The following is a 15,232-nucleotide window of genomic DNA, read 5'->3' on the forward strand; positions in this document are numbered from 1 at the left end:
AGTGAATGCGCAACATGCGTTCCAAGCCCACGGGAGGACGGCCATTGCCGGGCTTGGGGTAGTGCGGCTCGATCAACGCCACCAGCCGATTCCACGGCACGATCGTCTGCATCTCGGCCAAGAATGCGTCGCGCCGGGGGGGCTTGCGAAAACGCTCGAATCCCGCGGACGCATCGGCCGCCGCTGCCAAGGTCATCTGCTTCATGACCGTAATCATCGCCGCCCATCACCAGGGCGACAAGACGGACTACTGCCAGGCGCAGGACTTGATCAGCGTTTCCATAGGCGTCCTCTTCCATCGGGCAGCCCGGAAACCACACGTGAAAGCGCAACTGCCTGCTGGTTTTGTCCACCACCGGCAGGCCGATCTGGCGGCTCACCCCCGGCGGGGCGCCGTCCTGCCAACGGTATAGCGCGGGCAGCGGGTCGAACTCGCCCTTGATGGGCCAGTAGGCGCCGATGCGTGTCTCGCGCCGGCCCACCAGCCAGCTGCGCAGCACCGTTTGCAAGGCCACGGCCCGCTCGAGCCGATCCGGCAGCGCCTGGCGCGCCGCCAGCAAGCGCCGTCGCAATGCATCACGGTCTTGGTCCAACGCGCTCATCGAAGCTGTCTCCTGGGCCGCGGGCCCTCGCCACGGCCCAGGATTGTGCCCGCACATGGCCATCCCGCGTGCTCGGTCTTGCCCAACCCGGAAAGGCAGTCCGTGGCAGCATCGGGTCATGGACAGCGCGGTGATGAGGAGCTGGTTCGCGGACATGCCCTCGGTCCTCGGGCCCGGTGGGTGGGCCTCGCTCGCCCTGTGGCTGCTGGGCCTGTTGTTCATGGCTGCGGCCTTTCGCAGCCTGCTGCGCGCTCGCCCGCTGGGCCTGCTGGTCCACACACTCACCGGGATGGTGCTGCTGATCGGTGGGGTGGCCTTCAGCCTGGTCGGGCTGGGCATGCACGGCTACCGGGCCCTGACACAAGAGCAAGTGGCCGCACGCATCCGCATCGAACCCCTGGGGCCACAGCACTTCCGCGCCCACTTCACCCTGCCGGACGGTCGCCGCCAGTCCTTCGAGCTGCGTGGCGATGCCCTCTACGTGGACGCACACGTGCTGAAGTGGAAGCCATGGGCCCACCTGCTGGGTCTGCACACCGCCTATGAGCTGGACCGGGTGGCGGGCCGCTATCTCTCGCTCGAGCAAGAACGTGCCGAGCAGCGCACGGTCTACAGCCTGCGCCTGGACCGGCCGGTGGACCTGTTCAGCCTGCGAGAGCGCTTCGGCTGGCTCTCCGGTGTGCTCGACACCGACTATGGTTCGGCCACGTTCAAGGCCATCCATGGGACCGGTGAGATGGAATTGCGGGTGTCCGCCACCGGACTGCTGCTGCGGGCCGTCCCGCTCCAGGCGTCCTCCTCGGCCGACTGATCAAAGGCCCTCGGGGGGCACCGCCTCCTGAGCCAGCCGCGGTCTCCAATCATCCGATGTTCAGGTCGCTGTACGCCAGTTTTGGCGACAATGCCCTTTTACTGTCGCTTGCATGAACCTCTCGCAACTACGCGCCGTCTGGCGCCATCCCGAATTTCGCCTCGGCGCCCGTCACATGGTCAGCTTGGCGCTGGGCATCGCCGCCTGGGGGCTGGTCACTGGCGTGGCCATGGTCAAATCGGGCCTGTCGGTGCCGTTGGCGCTGTTCATGACCTTCTTCGTGTTCGCCGGCAGTGCCCAACTCACGGCCTTGCCGCTGATGGCCGCCGGCGCGCCGATGTGGGTGGTCTGGGCGGCAGCCACCTGCGTGAACCTGCGCTTCGTGATCTTCAGCGCCATGTGGCGGCCCTACTTTGCGCGCTTTCCTTTGCACCAGCGCTGCGTGCTGGGCTATTTCAGCGGGGACTTGAACTACGTGCTGTTCATGAAGCGCTTTCCAGAGCCCACGCACCGGGTGGACGATCAGATGCCCTACTACTGGGGCGGGGTGGCGACGAACTGGATCGCCTGGCAAAGCGCCTCGGTGCTGGGCATCGTGCTGGCCCATGCGATTCCGCCCGCGTGGGGGCTGGGTTTTGCCGGCGTGCTGGCGCTGCTGGGGGTGATGTGCTCGCTGTTGGGCGAGCGCGCCACCTGGGTGGCCGCGGCGGTGGCCAGTGCTGCCGCCGTGGCGGCCTATGCGCTGCCGCTGAAACTGAACATCGTGGTGGCCATTGCCGCTGCAGTGGCCGCCGGCCTGATGATGGAAACCGCCGAGCGGGCCTACAAGCGCATGCACCGGCGCGGAGCCGACACATGAATGGCTGGGAAGCCCTCCTGACGATCAGCGGGCTGGCCGTGATCACCGTGATCACGCGCAGCTTCTTTTTGTTGCCAAGCCGCGAGCTGCCCCTGCCTGGCTGGGTCAAGCGCGGGCTGAAGTACGCCCCTCTGGCGGCATTGGCGGCCGTGATCGCCCCCGAAGTGCTGATGACGCATGGGCAATTGATCACGACTTGGCGCGATGCGCGCCTGTTCGGCTTGGTCGCGGCCACGGCCTACTACTTCTGGCGCCGCGACATCCTGGGCACCATCCTGGTGGGCATGGCGCTGTACCTGCCGCTGCGGCTCGGACTGGGCTGGTGAGAACGCTCACGAAGCCCACGTGGCTTCGACCAGCAACAGCACGAACAACCCGAACAGGTAGCCGATCGAATAGCGAAACAGCGGCAACGCCACGCGCAGGTCGCGCTGCAACCTCCAGGCCATGGCGACGAAGCGCAGGCCCAGCAGCACCGCCCCGGCCAGGTAGAGCCAACCGCCCATGCCAAGGGCCACCGGCAACAGGCTGACCGGCACCAAGGCCAGTGCGTAGCCCAGCACCCGCCGCGCCGTGTAGGCCACGCCGTGCGTGACCGGCAGCATCGGCACCCCTGCGCGAGCATAGTCATCCCGCCGGTCGATGGCCAAGGCCCAGAAATGCGGCGGCGTCCAGATGAAAATGATGAGGAACAGCAGCCACGCGCCCGGCTCGACCTGCCCCGTGACGGCCACCCAGCCCAGCAGCGGCGGGGCTGCGCCAGCCGCTCCGCCGATCACGATGTTCTGTGGCGTGGCCTGCTTCAGGTACAGGCTGTACAGACCCGCATAGCCCACGAGCGAGGCCAGCGTGAGCACCGCGCACAGCGGGTTGGTACCCCACCACAGCACCGCCCAGCCGCCCAAGCCCAGCAGCAGCGCAAACATCATCACCTGCACGGCACCCAACTGTCCGCTGGGCAAAGGTCGCCGCCGGGTGCGTGCCATGCGTGCGTCCACATGGCGGTCCACCACATGGTTGATCGCCGCAGCGCTGGCGGCCATCAGACCGATGCCCAGCAGGCCGGCCAGCACGGTCCCGGGATCGGGATGCCGCGGTCGCGCCAGCCACATGCCGACCCAGGCGGTGAACAGCATCAACAGCACCACACGCGGTTTGGTCAGCGCCAGATAGGCCCGCCAAGGAAGGGCCGACGCAACGGCGGCCAGCCTCGGCCCGCGTGGCCGCACACGACCGATCGAAGGCCCGGCCATCGAACGACCTCTCAGCGGAAAAAGGCCAGTCTGGAGGCGAGCGTGTGGTCGGCCTCGGCCGCCATCAGGCCCACCAGCACCAGCAGCAACAGCGGCGGCAGCACGATGGCCGTGACCAGTGCCACACGCTCCCAAGCCAAGTGCATGAAGACCGCCATGATCAACCCGGCCTTCAGCAGCATGAAAATCAGGATCAGGCTCCACCGCCACAGGCCCTGAATCTGGAAGTAATCCACCAAGTACGACAGCGCACTGAGCACGAAGAGCAACCCCCAGATCTTGAGGTACAGGCTGATGGGGTGCTGTTGCGGATGTTCTTGGTCCATGAGCCCCTCACCACAAGTAGAAGAACGCGAAGATGAAGACCCACACCAGATCGACGAAGTGCCAGTACAGTCCGACGATCTCGACGATCTGGTAATTGCCGCGACGGTCGTAATCCCCACGCAGCAGCTTCCAGCTCACCACGAACAGCAGGATCACCCCACCCGTGACATGCAGGCCATGGAAACCGGTGATCATGAAAAAGCTGGCACCGAACTGGGCCGCGCCAAAAGGATTCTCCCAGGGCCGCACCCCCTCCAAGATGAGCTTGGACCATTCGAAGGCTTGCATCAGCACGAAGGTCTCGCCCAGCGCGGCGGTCAGCAGCATCAGGGCCGCGGCATTGACCTTGTCGCGTCGGTAGGCGCAGTTCACGGCCATGGCCATCGTGCCGCTGCTGGTGATCAGCACGAAGGTCATGATGGCGATCAGCAGCAGCGGCACGTCCGTCCCGCCCACGTGCAGCGAAAACACCTGGCTGACGTTGGGCCAGTCCACGGTGGTCGAGGCCCGTACCGTCATGTAGCCGGTCAGGAAAGAGCCGAAGACGAAGGTGTCGCTGAGCAGAAAGATCCACATCATCGCCTTGCCCCAGGACACCTGGAAGGCTTGGCAGTCGCTGGACCAATCGGCCACCAGCTCGCGCCAGCGGCCGGCTCCGGCACGGGCAGCGCCTGCCGGCGAGGACGGAGGCACTGGGATGCTGCTCATGTCGGGCTCCTCAGGCCGTGCCGCACAGGTAGGCCACGAGCTCGGGCGTGAGCCATCCCAACGCGGCCACGAGCACGATCCACACGGCCAGCAAGAAGTGCCAGTAGCGCGCGCACAGCCCGAGCCGCCAAGCCACCTCCTGGACCTGCGCTGCGTGGGTCAAGCCACGCAGCGCCACGCCCCAGCCCACCAAGCCACCCAGCACATGCAGGGCGTGCATGGCCGTGAGCAGGTAGAAAAAGCTGGCTGCCGGATTGCCCACCGGCATCACCTCGGCGCTACGTAACGCTGTCCAAGCCCAGGCTTGCGTGGCCAGAAACGCCAGCGCCAGCCACCCGCCCGCCCCCAGGGCTGCACGGGCGGCCGCACGCCGTCCGGCCGCCGCAGCGCCAGAGGCGCGCTGCAGCACGAGGCTGACCAGCACCAGCAGCGCGGTGCTCAGCCCCACCTGCCAAGGCAGGGCCACGGGCGCCCAGTCCCCGCCGTCCATGCGCATCACATAGGCCGCCAGGAACAGGCCGAACAGCGCACTGCCCACGCCGATCATCACCCACACCCCCAGGCCCAGGGCCTGCGGACGCGGCACCTCGGCCGCACGGTCCGACACCAAAGACATCGTGGTTGTATTCATGCGCGCACCCCCCGAATCTCGGCAGCGCCCGACGGTCGTTGTGGCTCCATCCCGCCGACCTCGGGCGGCTCGGTCTGAGCGATGTAGTCTCGCGGCGCTCCCGGCACGCTGTAGGCATAGGCCCAACGGTAGACCACGGGCAGCGACGGCCCCCAGTTGCCATGGCGCGGCGGTGTATCGGGCGTGTACCACTCCAGCGAAGCCGCGCGCCAGGGGTTGGGGTCGGCCCGCCGGCCTTTGAAGGCGCTCCACACCAAGTTGTACAGAAAGACGAGTTGCGCCACGCCCACGAAGATCGCCACCACCGTGATGAAGACGTTGAGCGCATCGGCCGACGGCGGGACGAAGTCGTAAATCTCGTAGGAGTAGTAGCGCCGCGGCATCCCCAGCACGCCCAGGTAGTGCATCGGAAAGTAAATCGCATAGGTGCCAAGAAAAGTCACCCAGAAATGCAGGTGGCCCAGCCGGTCATCCAGCATGCGCCCGGTGATCTTCGGGAACCAGTGATAGATGCCGCCAAACACCACCAGGATGGGCGCCACGCCCATCACCATGTGGAAGTGCGCCACGACGAAATAGGTGCCCGACAGCGGAATGTCGACGCTGACATTGCCCAGGAACAGCCCCGTGAGCCCGCCGATCACGAAGGTGCACAGGAAGGCCAGCGAGAACAGCATCGGCACCGACAGGTGGATGTCCCCACGCCACAGCGTGAGCACCCAGTTGTAGACCTTGATGGCCGTGGGCACCGCGATGATCAGCGTACTGGTGGCAAAGAAAAACCCGAAATAGGGATTCATGCCGCTGACGAACATGTGATGCGCCCACACGATGAAGCTCAGGCCGCCGATGATCACGATGGCCCACACCATCGTTCGGTATCCGAAGATGGCTTTGCGTGCGTGCACGCTGATCAGATCGGAAACGATGCCGAAGGCCGGCAGCGCCACGATGTAGACCTCGGGGTGCCCGAAGAACCAGAACAAGTGTTGGAACAGCAGCGGGCTGCCGCCTTTGTAGTCCGTGGCCTGACCCAGCGACACCAAGGCCGGCATGAAGAAGCTGGTGCCCACGGTCTTGTCCAGCAACATCATCACGCCGCTGACGAACAGCGCCGGAAAAGCCAGCAGTGCCAAGATGGTGGCCACGAAGATGCCCCACACCGTCAGCGGCATGCGCAGCAGGGTCATGCCTCGCGTGCGGGCCTGCAGTACGGTGGTGACATAGTTGAGGCCGCCCATGGTGGCTGCCACGATGAAGATCAGCAGCGACACCAGCATCAGGATGATGCCCCAGTCGTGCCCCGGCGTGCCTGGCAGGATGGCCTGCGGCGGATAAAGCGTCCAGCCCGCGCCAGTGGGTCCCCCTGGCACGAAGAAGCTGGCCAGCAGCACGATCACCGACAACAAGTACACCCAGTAGCTCAGCATGTTGAGGTAGGGGAAGACCATGTCGCGAGCCCCCACCATCAACGGAATCAGGTAATTGCCGAAGCCGCCGAGAAAGAGCGCGGTGAGCAGGTAGATCACCATGATCATCCCGTGCATCGTGACGAACTGGTAGTAACGCTCGGGATTGATGAACTCGAAACTGCCGGGAAAACCCAGTTGCAACCGCATCAGGTGCGACAACACCAACCCGACCAGACCGACGAAGATGGCGGTTGCGGCGTACTGGATCGCAATGACCTTGTGGTCTTGGCTCCAGACATAGCGGCGCCAGAAGCTGCGGGGCTCGTGCGCCTCATCCTGCATGTGGTGGACGGTGTCTTGCATGCTCATCGACCCCCCTCAGGGCGTGGCCAGGGACTTGATGTGCGCCACCAGCGCATCGAGCTCCGCCTCGCTGAGCTCGATGCGCGGCATCACCGGCGGGAAGCCCTGGATGCTCATGGCCTTGGGATCGCGGATGAAGTCGCGCAGGAATTGCTCGTCCACGCGCACTCGCCGGCCATCCTCGAGCGTCTCCAGCTTGCCGTACAAGCCTTTCCAAGTGGGCCCCACGCTGGGGCTTCCATCGCTGCTGTGACAGGCCACGCAGCCCTTGGACTGCGCCAACGCGCGCCCCAGGGCCACCGGGTCGCCCTCGGCGGCCGACGGTGGCGTTTGCGTGCGGGCGAAGCTGGGCTGCTGTGCCATCCAGGCTTGGAACTGCGAGGCCTCGGCCACCACCACGTGAGCGCGCATCGCCGAATGTCCCAGGCCACACAGCTGGGCACACATGGCCTCGTAACGCCCGGTGCGCGTGGGCGTGAACCAAAACGTGCTGACCTGCCCCGGCACCAAATTCATACGGGCCCGAAACTGGGGCACGTAAAAGTCGTGCAGCACATCGACCGAGCGCATCGTCACCTTGACCGGACGATCCACCGGCAACAGCACCTCGCCAGCGTCGATGATCACATCATCCTGGCCGGCCGGATCGCTCGGATCCAGGCCCAAGGGATTGGTCGGGCTGACGAAGCGCACATCGGTGCGGCCAAACTCGCCGCTGGGCCCAGGCATGCGGAAACGCCATTGCCACTGATAGCCCACCACCTCCAGCTGCAGCGCATCCGGTGGCGCGCGGACGTAGTCCGCATAGACCACCAGGCCCGGGGCCAGCAACCCGACGATGCCCACCGTCGTGATGCCGATCAACCAGCGCTCCAGGCGATGATTCTCCGGTTCGTAGGTCGCGCGATGCCCCTCACGATGGCGATAGCGCCATATCGCGTAGGCCACGAACAGATTGATCGCGATGAAAAAAATCCCCGTGATGACCACCGTGATGGTCAGGGTGTCGTCCATGCGCTGCCAATGGCTGGCCAAGGGCGTGGTCCACCAGGGCGTGAGCAGGTGGAAAGCCACCGACCCCACGACGATGACCAGCAGGACCGCCGCGATGACCATGCCGGCCTCCCACTCGAGCGCACCCCACGGCGATCAAGCGTCGGAGCGGCGCCGCGCGAGCTTCCAGTACAGCAGCGCAGCACAGATGCCGAACACCAGGTGCGCCATCAGAGTGGCCCCACCACGCAGGTCCAGGAACCACGGGAAGCCGTGCGCCAGCCCATGGAAATTGACCACGTAGAGCAACACCCCGAACGCAGCCCCGAGCGCCTCCATGCGGCCCAGCAGGCTGTCCAAGCGCCACCAGGACACCAGCGCCCCCAGGGCCAGGCCGAACAGCATCCCCAGGGCATAGTGCACCAGCAGTGCGGCGGCCACCACGCCGGCATGGAAGGCGTAGCCCTGCGCCGCGGCCGTCTCCAGCCAGTCGGCGCCCAAAACGAGAGCGGCCACCATGTGAGGCAGCCGCCAAGGTCCATCGCCGCCCATGCTGGCGGCCCAGAACAGTTCGAGCACCATCAGCACGGCCCCGGCAGCCAAGCCAGAGACGGCCGCAGCCATCCAATCCGGGCGGCTCGAGCCCGAGCGCCAGGTCGACAAATGCAGTTCCATGGTCTTGCCTCCTCAGACCCAAGCGAGGCGCCCCGGCCCAGCGCCGGGCCGCACGCCGCACATTCAGGGAAAGGCCGGGATGTTGGGTTCGACGCCTTCGAGATGGGCCTCCGGATGCAAAGCCTGCAGCCGGGCCTCGATCTCGGCCACCCGTGAGCGCGGCACATCGACCATCAGCAGGATCTGCCCTTGCTCGATGGCCGGCCGGAAACGCTCCAGACGGTGGCTGGGCGTGGAGATGCCGATCATGCTGGCCGCCCAGGCCCCGAACAATCCGCCCAGCACCGCCAGCACCGCGGCCACGCCCCATTGCGGCGAATCGCCGACGATGGGAAAGAAGATCGCCACGACCACACCCGCGACCGTGCCCACCACACCGCCGATCACCAGCCCGAGCTGGGCGGCGCGCAACACGTCGGAGGTCTGCAGCACGTTGGCGGCATGCAGGCCGCTCATGTCGATGTCATCCCGTGCCACGAAGTGGATGTGGGGCTCGGCGATGCGCGCCAGCAAAAGATCATCCATCGTCCGCCTGGCGCTGGCCAGGTCGGGCAGAAGCCAATAAATGCGTCTGCGCATGGTGCCCTCCTTACGTCACAAAGGAAGTGGACGAAGCGAGCATTGATCACCTTGTACACCCGAAATTGATGCATGACAAGCCGCCGGCCCCCAGCCTTAGGTAGGGAAGGCCCTTGCCCTGCCCCTCTAAAATCTCGGGTTCTCCTTTCCTGCCACTGCCCGCCCTTTGCCATGAACGTGCTTCGTTTTACCGATCTGATCGCCCAAGGCCAGGTGGCTGGGCGGCGTGTCTTCATTCGTGCCGATCTGAACGTGCCACTGGATGAGGCCGGACGCATCACGGAAGACACCCGCATTCGCGCGTCGGTGCCTTGCATCGAGATGGCTTTGAAGGCCGGCGCCGCGGTGATGGTGACCTCGCATCTGGGGCGCCCCACCGAAGGCCAATTCAAACCCGAAGATTCGCTCGCCCCGGTGGCACGGCGCTTGGGCGAGCTGCTCGGACGGGACGTGCCGCTGCGCACCGACTGGGTCGACGGCGTGGACGTGCAGCCCGGACAAGTCGTGCTGCTGGAGAACTGCCGCCTGAACAAAGGCGAAAAGAAAAACGACGAAACGCTGGCGCGCAAGATGGCGGCGCTGTGCGACATCTTCGTGCATGACGCCTTCGGCACCGCCCACCGCGCCGAGGCCTCCACTTACGGCATCGCGCAATTCGCGAAAGTGGCCTGCGCCGGCCCGCTGTTGGCTGCCGAAATCGATGCCATCACCCGCGCCTTGGCCGAGCCGAAGCGTCCGCTGGTGGCCATCGTGGCCGGCTCCAAGGTCAGCACCAAGCTCACCATCTTGCAAAGCCTGGCCAAGAAGGTCGACCAGCTCATCGTCGGCGGAGGCATCGCCAACACCTTCATGCAGGCCGCCGGCCTGCCCATCGGCAAGTCGCTGGCCGAGCCCGATCTGGTGGGTGAGGCCCGCGCCGTGATGGACGCCATGCAAGCCCGCGGCGCGGCCGTGCCGATCCCGGTCGATGTGGTCGTGGCCAAGGCATTCAAGGCCGATGCCACGGCCACCGTCAAGGCCGCCACCGACGTGGCCGAGGACGATTTGATCCTGGACATCGGCCCGCAGACTGCGGCAATGCTGGCCCAGCAGCTCCAAGCCGCCGGCACCATCGTCTGGAACGGGCCGGTGGGCGTGTTCGAGTTCGAGGCGTTTTCCAAGGGCACCGAGACGCTGGCCCGTGCCATCGCGGCCTCCAAGGCGTTTTCGATCGCCGGCGGCGGCGACACCCTGGCGGCCATTGCCAAATATGGCATCGAGAAGGACGTGGGCTACATCTCCACCGGCGGCGGCGCCTTCCTGGAAGTGCTCGAAGGCAAACAGCTGCCCGCCTTCGAGATCCTGGCCCGACGCGCGGCAGGTTGACGCGGCGTGCGGTCGGTCCCGCAAGGGGATGTAACTCCGCAGGCCTTCAGACGGCCCGCGAAATGGAATAAAGTTACATCCTCACCGGAGACAAGCCATCATGACCCGCGCCACCAAGATCGTCGCCACCCTCGGCCCTGCGTCGTCCACCCCCGAGATCCTGGAGCGCATGATCCGCGCCGGGGTCGATGTGGTGCGCTTGAATTTCTCGCACGGCACGGCGCAAGACCACATCGAGCGCGCCGCGCTGGTGCGCGAAGCCGCCCAGCGTGCCGGCAAGGAAGTCGCCATCATGGCCGACTTGCAAGGCCCCAAGATCCGGGTGGGCAAGTTCGAAGGCGGCAAGACCCTGCTGGAGGCCGGTCAGACCTTCATCCTGGATGCCAGCTGGTCGGAGCTGGGCAACAACGAACGCGTGGGCCTGGACTACAAGGAACTGCCGCGCGACGTGAAGCCGGGCGACACTTTGCTGCTCAATGACGGCTTGATCGTGCTCAACGTCGAGCGCGTGGTCGGCGATGCGGTGCACACCCGCGTGAAAATCGGCGGCGAGTTGTCCAACAACAAAGGCATCAACAAGCAAGGCGGCGGGCTCACCGCCCCGGCGCTGACGGCCAAGGACATGGAAGACATTCGCACCGCGATGAGTTTCCAGTGCGAATACCTGGCCGTCAGCTTCCCCAAGAGCGCCACCGACATGGAAATGGCACGCCAGCTGGCCAACGTGGCCGGTGAGCCATGGCGGCACAAGCCGGCCTTGATTGCCAAGATCGAACGCAGCGAGGCCATCCCGCAGCTGGAGGGCATCCTCAAAGCCAGCGACGGCATCATGGTCGCGCGAGGCGATCTGGCCGTGGAGGTGGGCAATGCCGCCGTGCCGGCGCTGCAAAAGCGCATGATCCGCTTGGCGCGCGAGATGGACAAGGTGGTCATCACCGCCACGCAGATGATGGAGTCGATGATCGTCAACCCCGTGCCCACGCGCGCCGAGGTCAGCGACGTGGCCAACGCGGTGCTCGACGGCACCGACGCCGTGATGCTCAGCGCCGAAACCGCCGCAGGCAAGTACCCGGTGGAAACCATCGAGCACATGGCGCTCATCGCCCTGGAAGCCGAGCGGGCCGAAGAGATCGCGCTGGACTCCGATTTCGTGAACAAGAAGTTCGGCCGCATCGATCAGGCCATCGCGATGGGGGCACTCTTCACCGCCCACCACCTGGGCTGCAAGGCCATCATCGCATTGACCGAGTCGGGCTCCACCGCGTTGTGGATGAGTCGGCACAAGATCCATGTGCCGATCTTCGGTCTGACCTCTCAGCTCGTCTCGCAGCGCAAGATGGCCTTGTACCGTAACGTGCGACCGCTGCTGATGCCCGCCTACCAAGACCGTGACGAAGCCTTGCACAAAGCCGAGGCCCTGCTGGTCGAGCGCGGCGTCCTCAAGCCGGGCGACACCTACGCCATCACTTGCGGCGAACCGATGGGCTACCCCGGCGGCACCAACATGCTCAAGATCTGTCGCGTCGGCGGCTGAGACTGGCCGGGCTCAATCCAGTCCGAGCGACACACCCGTCACGAACTGCGTGTCCGATTTGCTGAAGCCCGCACCGGGCTGGCTGTCGAAGCGGTGCGTGAGGCTGGCCGTCAAACTCAGGCGTTCATTGATCGCCACGTTCAAGCCGGCGGACAGCTCGGCGCGGAATTCACCGGCATCGCGCAGGCTGGGCAGCAGCCGCGCTTGCTGCTTCAGGCGCGCACCATCGGACAGGTAGATGGTGGACTCTTGCGCCAACACCAGCTCCAGACGGTCGCGGCTGCGACGGCTCTGTCCATCGATCACCGTGGGTGCCAGGAAGCGGTCACGCGAGTAGCCCAGGCCGGCGGACACGTCCCAATACCCGTCTGCGGTGCGACGCAGGTGATAGCCCAGCCCCGAAGCCACCGATGTGCGGGACTCGATGTTCGCCGCCTCGTCGTGCAGGCCCGCCACGCTGCCATACCCGAACCATTGCAAGGACAGATCGCGGTCGTACTGCGTCTTGAGTTCGGCACGCTGCGCGGCCGTGCTGCCTTCGGTGCGCGACTGCAAGGCGCTGCCGGCAAGCGACCACTTGTCCTCATACGTCAGTCGGACACTGTCGAGGGAGGCATTCAAACTGCTGGCCTTCGTGTTGCCCGAGGCCACGCTGGCGCCCAAGCCGATGAGATGGCGCCACTGGCCGTCGGGAATCTGGGTCACTTGGGCGCAAGCCCCCGTGACGGCCACCCACAGGCCCAGGGTCGAAACGATCGCCCCACGGCCGCAACGAGCCCAACCCGTAGAACACACGTCCCAGATGCTCCCCATGTTGGCAGGCAAGAATGGAAAGCGGCCGACTTTAAGATGCCCGGCCGGGGCGCGCCACCTCGGCCGCGCGGAAACCCCATGCTGCACTGCGACATTCGTCCCCACACCCCAGGGGGCCAGACCGTTCAGCGGCAATGGGGTCGGTAGAATTCCGAGCAATTACAGCGCGGTTTCATCTGTCGCCGGCCCAAGACCTGCGTCCATCCGCCCTAGGTCCATCCGCCCTCGATCCAACCGATTTCCTAGCGTTCCAAGAGGCCCCACCATGCCACTCGTCTCGATGCGCCAACTGCTGGACCATGCCGCCGAAAACAACTACGGCATCCCAGCCTTCAATGTCAACAACCTCGAACAAGTCCAGGCCGTGATGGCCGCGGCCGATGAAGTGGGCGCGCCCGTGATCCTGCAAGCCAGCGCAGGAGCGCGCAAGTATGCGGGCGAGAGCTTCATCAAGCACCTGATCCAGGCCGCCGTCGAAGCCTACCCGCACATCCCGCTGGTGATGCACCAAGACCACGGCACTTCCCCCAAGGTGTGCCAAGGGGCCATCGAACTGGGCTTTGGCTCGGTGATGATGGACGGCTCGCTGCTGGAAGACGGCAAGACCCCGGCCTCGTTCGAGTACAACGTCAGGGTCACGCGCGAAGTGGTCGAGATGGCGCACAAAGTGGGCGTCACCGTCGAAGGCGAGCTCGGCTGCCTGGGCTCGCTGGAAACCGGCATGGCCGGTGAAGAAGACGGCATCGGCGCCGAGGGCAAACTCGACCATTCCGCCTTGTTGACCGACCCGGAAGAAGCCGCCCGTTTCGTGCAAGCCACCCAGCTCGATGCGCTGGCCATTGCCATTGGCACCAGCCACGGCGCCTACAAATTCACCCGCAAGCCCACCGGAGACATCCTGGCGATTTCGCGCGTAAAGGAAATCCATGCCCGCATCCCCAACACGCATTTGGTGATGCATGGCTCGTCCTCGGTGCCGCAGGAGCTGCTGGCCATCATCAACCAGTACGGCGGCAAGATGAAGGAAACCTATGGCGTGCCCATCGAGGAGATTCAAGAAGCCATCAAGCACGGGGTGCGCAAGATCAACATCGACACCGACATCCGCCTGGCCATGACCGGTGCGGTCCGCAAGTTCATGGCCGAGAACCCCGACAAATTCGACATGCGCGAGTGGATGAAACCCGCGCGCGAAGCGGCCAAGCAGGTCTGCAAGGCGCGCTACCTGCAGTTCGGTTGCGAAGGTCAGGCCGGTAAAATCAAACCCATTCCCCTGTCCGAAATGGCGCGCCGCTATGCGGCCGGCGAGCTGGCCCAAGTGGTGCAGTGAACCCCGCGGCCCAGCCGCCCACGTCGAGCCCGCTGGACTGGCGGGCTTTTTTCTTTGCCGGAGAACCGTCGTGACCGTCGCCCTGCTGCACTCTTCGATCCACTCACTGCCCCTGCTGGCGCGCGGCAAGGTGCGTGACAACTACGCCGTGGGCAGCGACCGCATTCTGATGATCGCCACCGATCGCCTCTCGGCGTTCGACGTGGTGATGGGCGAGCCCATTCCCGGCAAAGGCGCCTTGCTCACCGAAGTGGCGCTGTTCTGGTTCGACAAGCTGGGTCACATCGTGCCCCACCATCTCACCGGCGAAGACCCGCAGCAGGTGGTCACCGAAGCCGAACGGGACCAGGTGCGCGGCCGCGCCATGCTGGTCAAACGCCTCAAGCCCCTGCCGGTGGAGGCCGTGGTGCGCGGCTACCTGGCCGGCAGCGGCTGGAAGGAATACCAGCAAAGCGGCGAGGTCTGCGGCGTGAAGCTGCCCGCCGGCCTGAAAAACGCCAGCCGGCTGCCCGAGCCCATCTTCACCCCGGCCACCAAAGCCGAGATCGGCCAGCATGACGAAAACATCTCCTTCGAGCGCATGAGCCAGATCATCGGAGGCGAGCTGGCCGAGCGCGTGCGCGCGGTGTCCATCGAGCTGTACCGCAGCGCCGCGGACTACGCGCTGTCACGCGGCATCATCATCGCCGACACCAAGTTCGAATTCGGCCTGGACGAGCACGGCACCCTCACGCTAATGGACGAAGTGCTCACCCCCGATTCCTCCCGCTTTTGGCCGGTCGAAGGCTATGCGGAAGGCACCAACCCGCCCAGCTTTGACAAGCAATTCGTGCGCGATTGGCTGGAGCAAGCCACGGTGGACGGCCGCCCGTGGAACAAGCAGCCTCCCGCTCCGGCGCTGCCGGCCGAGGTGATCGAGAAAACCGCCGCCAAGTACCGCGAAGCACGCGACCGGCTGCTGGGCGCCTGAGGCCGCC

The 15,232-nt window shown here is 65.6% G+C and carries 17 protein-coding genes and 1 pseudogene; 7 read left to right on the plus strand and 11 right to left on the minus strand.

The window, feature by feature from the left end; translation table 11 throughout:
* Nucleotides 1–205 (minus strand): transposase (locus F615_RS0113920; protein ID WP_026330327.1); only part of this gene is annotated, 205 nt, incomplete at its 3' end.
* 73 nt (nt 206–278) lie between these two features.
* A pseudogene (locus F615_RS20530) lies at nt 279–602 on the minus strand (5-formyltetrahydrofolate cyclo-ligase); the annotation flags it as partial.
* 154 nt (nt 603–756) lie between these two features.
* Here F615_RS20530 and F615_RS0113930 point away from each other — a divergent pair.
* The 3 genes from F615_RS0113930 to F615_RS0113940 all read left to right on the plus strand — a co-directional run bounded on the left by F615_RS0113930 (nt 757) and on the right by F615_RS0113940 (nt 2,598).
* Complete coding sequence (locus tag F615_RS0113930) at nt 757–1,413, plus strand: hypothetical protein (protein ID WP_026330329.1); 657 nt, start codon at nt 757–759, stop codon at nt 1,411–1,413.
* 112 nt (nt 1,414–1,525) lie between these two features.
* Nucleotides 1,526–2,272 carry an AzlC family ABC transporter permease gene (locus tag F615_RS0113935; protein ID WP_019561794.1) on the plus strand — a complete coding sequence of 249 codons (747 nt, stop codon included), beginning with the start codon at nt 1,526–1,528 and terminating at the stop codon, nt 2,270–2,272.
* Entirely contained in the window at nt 2,269–2,598 is a 330-nt protein-coding gene (locus F615_RS0113940) for a branched-chain amino acid transport AzlD family protein (RefSeq protein WP_019561795.1), read from the plus strand. Before F615_RS0113935 ends, F615_RS0113940 begins: the two co-directional genes overlap by 4 nt.
* A 6-nt stretch (nt 2,599–2,604) precedes the next feature.
* On the opposite strand, the gene F615_RS0113945 is transcribed toward F615_RS0113940, so the two are convergent.
* From F615_RS0113945 to F615_RS0113980, 8 genes are all read right to left on the minus strand, one after another.
* The gene (locus F615_RS0113945; RefSeq protein WP_019561796.1) at nt 2,605–3,525 is read right to left on the minus strand and encodes a heme o synthase; all 921 of its coding nucleotides are present in this window, start codon (nt 3,523–3,525) and stop codon (nt 2,605–2,607) included.
* 11 nt (nt 3,526–3,536) lie between these two features.
* The gene (locus F615_RS0113950; RefSeq protein ID WP_019561797.1) at nt 3,537–3,851 is read right to left on the minus strand and encodes a cytochrome C oxidase subunit IV family protein; all 315 of its coding nucleotides are present in this window, start codon (nt 3,849–3,851) and stop codon (nt 3,537–3,539) included.
* Between the two features lie 7 nt (nt 3,852–3,858).
* A complete protein-coding gene (locus tag F615_RS0113955) occupies nt 3,859–4,560 on the minus strand; it encodes a cytochrome c oxidase subunit 3 (RefSeq protein WP_019561798.1) in 702 nt (233 codons plus the stop codon).
* Nucleotides 4,561–4,570: 10 nt separating this feature from the next.
* Complete coding sequence (locus tag F615_RS0113960) at nt 4,571–5,176, minus strand: cytochrome c oxidase subunit 3 (protein WP_019561799.1); 606 nt, start codon at nt 5,174–5,176, stop codon at nt 4,571–4,573.
* Between the two features lie 11 nt (nt 5,177–5,187).
* Nucleotides 5,188–6,972 (minus strand): cytochrome c oxidase subunit I, encoded by a 1,785-nt coding sequence (ctaD, locus tag F615_RS0113965; RefSeq protein WP_019561800.1) that lies wholly within the window; start codon nt 6,970–6,972, stop codon nt 5,188–5,190.
* A 9-nt stretch (nt 6,973–6,981) separates the two neighbouring features.
* The gene (locus F615_RS0113970; protein ID WP_019561801.1) at nt 6,982–8,082 is read right to left on the minus strand and encodes a cytochrome c oxidase subunit II; all 1,101 of its coding nucleotides are present in this window, start codon (nt 8,080–8,082) and stop codon (nt 6,982–6,984) included.
* A gap of 33 nt (nt 8,083–8,115) precedes the next feature.
* Nucleotides 8,116–8,634: a hypothetical protein gene (locus F615_RS0113975; protein WP_019561802.1), complete on the minus strand. Its 519-nt coding sequence runs from the start codon at nt 8,632–8,634 to the stop codon at nt 8,116–8,118.
* Nucleotides 8,635–8,697: 63 nt separating this feature from the next.
* Nucleotides 8,698–9,213 (minus strand): hypothetical protein, encoded by a 516-nt coding sequence (locus F615_RS0113980; RefSeq protein ID WP_019561803.1) that lies wholly within the window; start codon nt 9,211–9,213, stop codon nt 8,698–8,700.
* Between the two features lie 171 nt (nt 9,214–9,384).
* Here F615_RS0113980 and F615_RS0113985 point away from each other — a divergent pair, with 171 nt between their 5' ends.
* Together F615_RS0113985 and pyk are read left to right on the plus strand one after the other, a co-directional pair.
* Nucleotides 9,385–10,578 carry a phosphoglycerate kinase gene (locus tag F615_RS0113985; protein ID WP_019561804.1) on the plus strand — a complete coding sequence of 398 codons (1,194 nt, stop codon included), beginning with the start codon at nt 9,385–9,387 and terminating at the stop codon, nt 10,576–10,578.
* A gap of 100 nt (nt 10,579–10,678) precedes the next feature.
* Complete coding sequence (pyk, locus tag F615_RS0113990; protein WP_019561805.1) at nt 10,679–12,112, plus strand: pyruvate kinase; 1,434 nt, start codon at nt 10,679–10,681, stop codon at nt 12,110–12,112.
* Between the two features lie 12 nt (nt 12,113–12,124).
* Here the strand turns inward: pyk and F615_RS0113995 are convergent, their stop codons facing one another.
* The gene (locus tag F615_RS0113995) at nt 12,125–12,925 is read right to left on the minus strand and encodes a DUF481 domain-containing protein (RefSeq protein ID WP_083932482.1); all 801 of its coding nucleotides are present in this window, start codon (nt 12,923–12,925) and stop codon (nt 12,125–12,127) included.
* Nucleotides 12,926–13,190: 265 nt separating this feature from the next.
* Here F615_RS0113995 and fba point away from each other — a divergent pair, with 265 nt between their 5' ends.
* Nucleotides 13,191–14,255 (plus strand): class II fructose-bisphosphate aldolase, encoded by a 1,065-nt coding sequence (gene fba, locus F615_RS0114000; protein ID WP_026330331.1) that lies wholly within the window; start codon nt 13,191–13,193, stop codon nt 14,253–14,255.
* A 70-nt stretch (nt 14,256–14,325) separates the two neighbouring features.
* On the plus strand, nt 14,326–15,225 hold the full coding sequence (locus tag F615_RS0114005) for a phosphoribosylaminoimidazolesuccinocarboxamide synthase (RefSeq protein WP_019561808.1): 900 nt from the start codon (nt 14,326–14,328) through the stop codon (nt 15,223–15,225).
* Nucleotides 15,226–15,232: the final 7 nt, after the last annotated feature.

This window comes from Caldimonas manganoxidans ATCC BAA-369, from assembly GCF_000381125.1.
GTDB lineage: Bacteria > Pseudomonadota > Gammaproteobacteria > Burkholderiales > Burkholderiaceae_C > Caldimonas > Caldimonas manganoxidans.

Coding starts and splice junctions, on each gene's coding strand:
- F615_RS0113995 (WP_083932482.1), bottom strand. CDS start 12,925: ATGGGGAGCATCTGGGACGTGTGTTCTACGGGTTGGGCTCGTTGCGGC.
- F615_RS0113970 (WP_019561801.1), bottom strand. CDS start 8,082: ATGGTCATCGCGGCGGTCCTGCTGGTCATCGTCGTGGGGTCGGTGGCT.
- F615_RS0113935 (WP_019561794.1), top strand. CDS start 1,526: ATGAACCTCTCGCAACTACGCGCCGTCTGGCGCCATCCCGAATTTCGC.
- F615_RS0113945 (WP_019561796.1), bottom strand. CDS start 3,525: ATGGCCGGGCCTTCGATCGGTCGTGTGCGGCCACGCGGGCCGAGGCTG.
- F615_RS0113960 (WP_019561799.1), bottom strand. CDS start 5,176: ATGTCTTTGGTGTCGGACCGTGCGGCCGAGGTGCCGCGTCCGCAGGCC.
- ctaD (WP_019561800.1), bottom strand. CDS start 6,972: ATGAGCATGCAAGACACCGTCCACCACATGCAGGATGAGGCGCACGAG.
- F615_RS0113985 (WP_019561804.1), top strand. CDS start 9,385: ATGAACGTGCTTCGTTTTACCGATCTGATCGCCCAAGGCCAGGTGGCT.
- F615_RS0113975 (WP_019561802.1), bottom strand. CDS start 8,634: ATGGAACTGCATTTGTCGACCTGGCGCTCGGGCTCGAGCCGCCCGGAT.
- F615_RS0113940 (WP_019561795.1), top strand. CDS start 2,269: ATGAATGGCTGGGAAGCCCTCCTGACGATCAGCGGGCTGGCCGTGATC.
- F615_RS0113980 (WP_019561803.1), bottom strand. CDS start 9,213: ATGCGCAGACGCATTTATTGGCTTCTGCCCGACCTGGCCAGCGCCAGG.
- F615_RS0113955 (WP_019561798.1), bottom strand. CDS start 4,560: ATGAGCAGCATCCCAGTGCCTCCGTCCTCGCCGGCAGGCGCTGCCCGT.
- F615_RS0113950 (WP_019561797.1), bottom strand. CDS start 3,851: ATGGACCAAGAACATCCGCAACAGCACCCCATCAGCCTGTACCTCAAG.
- F615_RS0113930 (WP_026330329.1), top strand. CDS start 757: ATGCCCTCGGTCCTCGGGCCCGGTGGGTGGGCCTCGCTCGCCCTGTGG.
- pyk (WP_019561805.1), top strand. CDS start 10,679: ATGACCCGCGCCACCAAGATCGTCGCCACCCTCGGCCCTGCGTCGTCC.
- fba (WP_026330331.1), top strand. CDS start 13,191: ATGCCACTCGTCTCGATGCGCCAACTGCTGGACCATGCCGCCGAAAAC.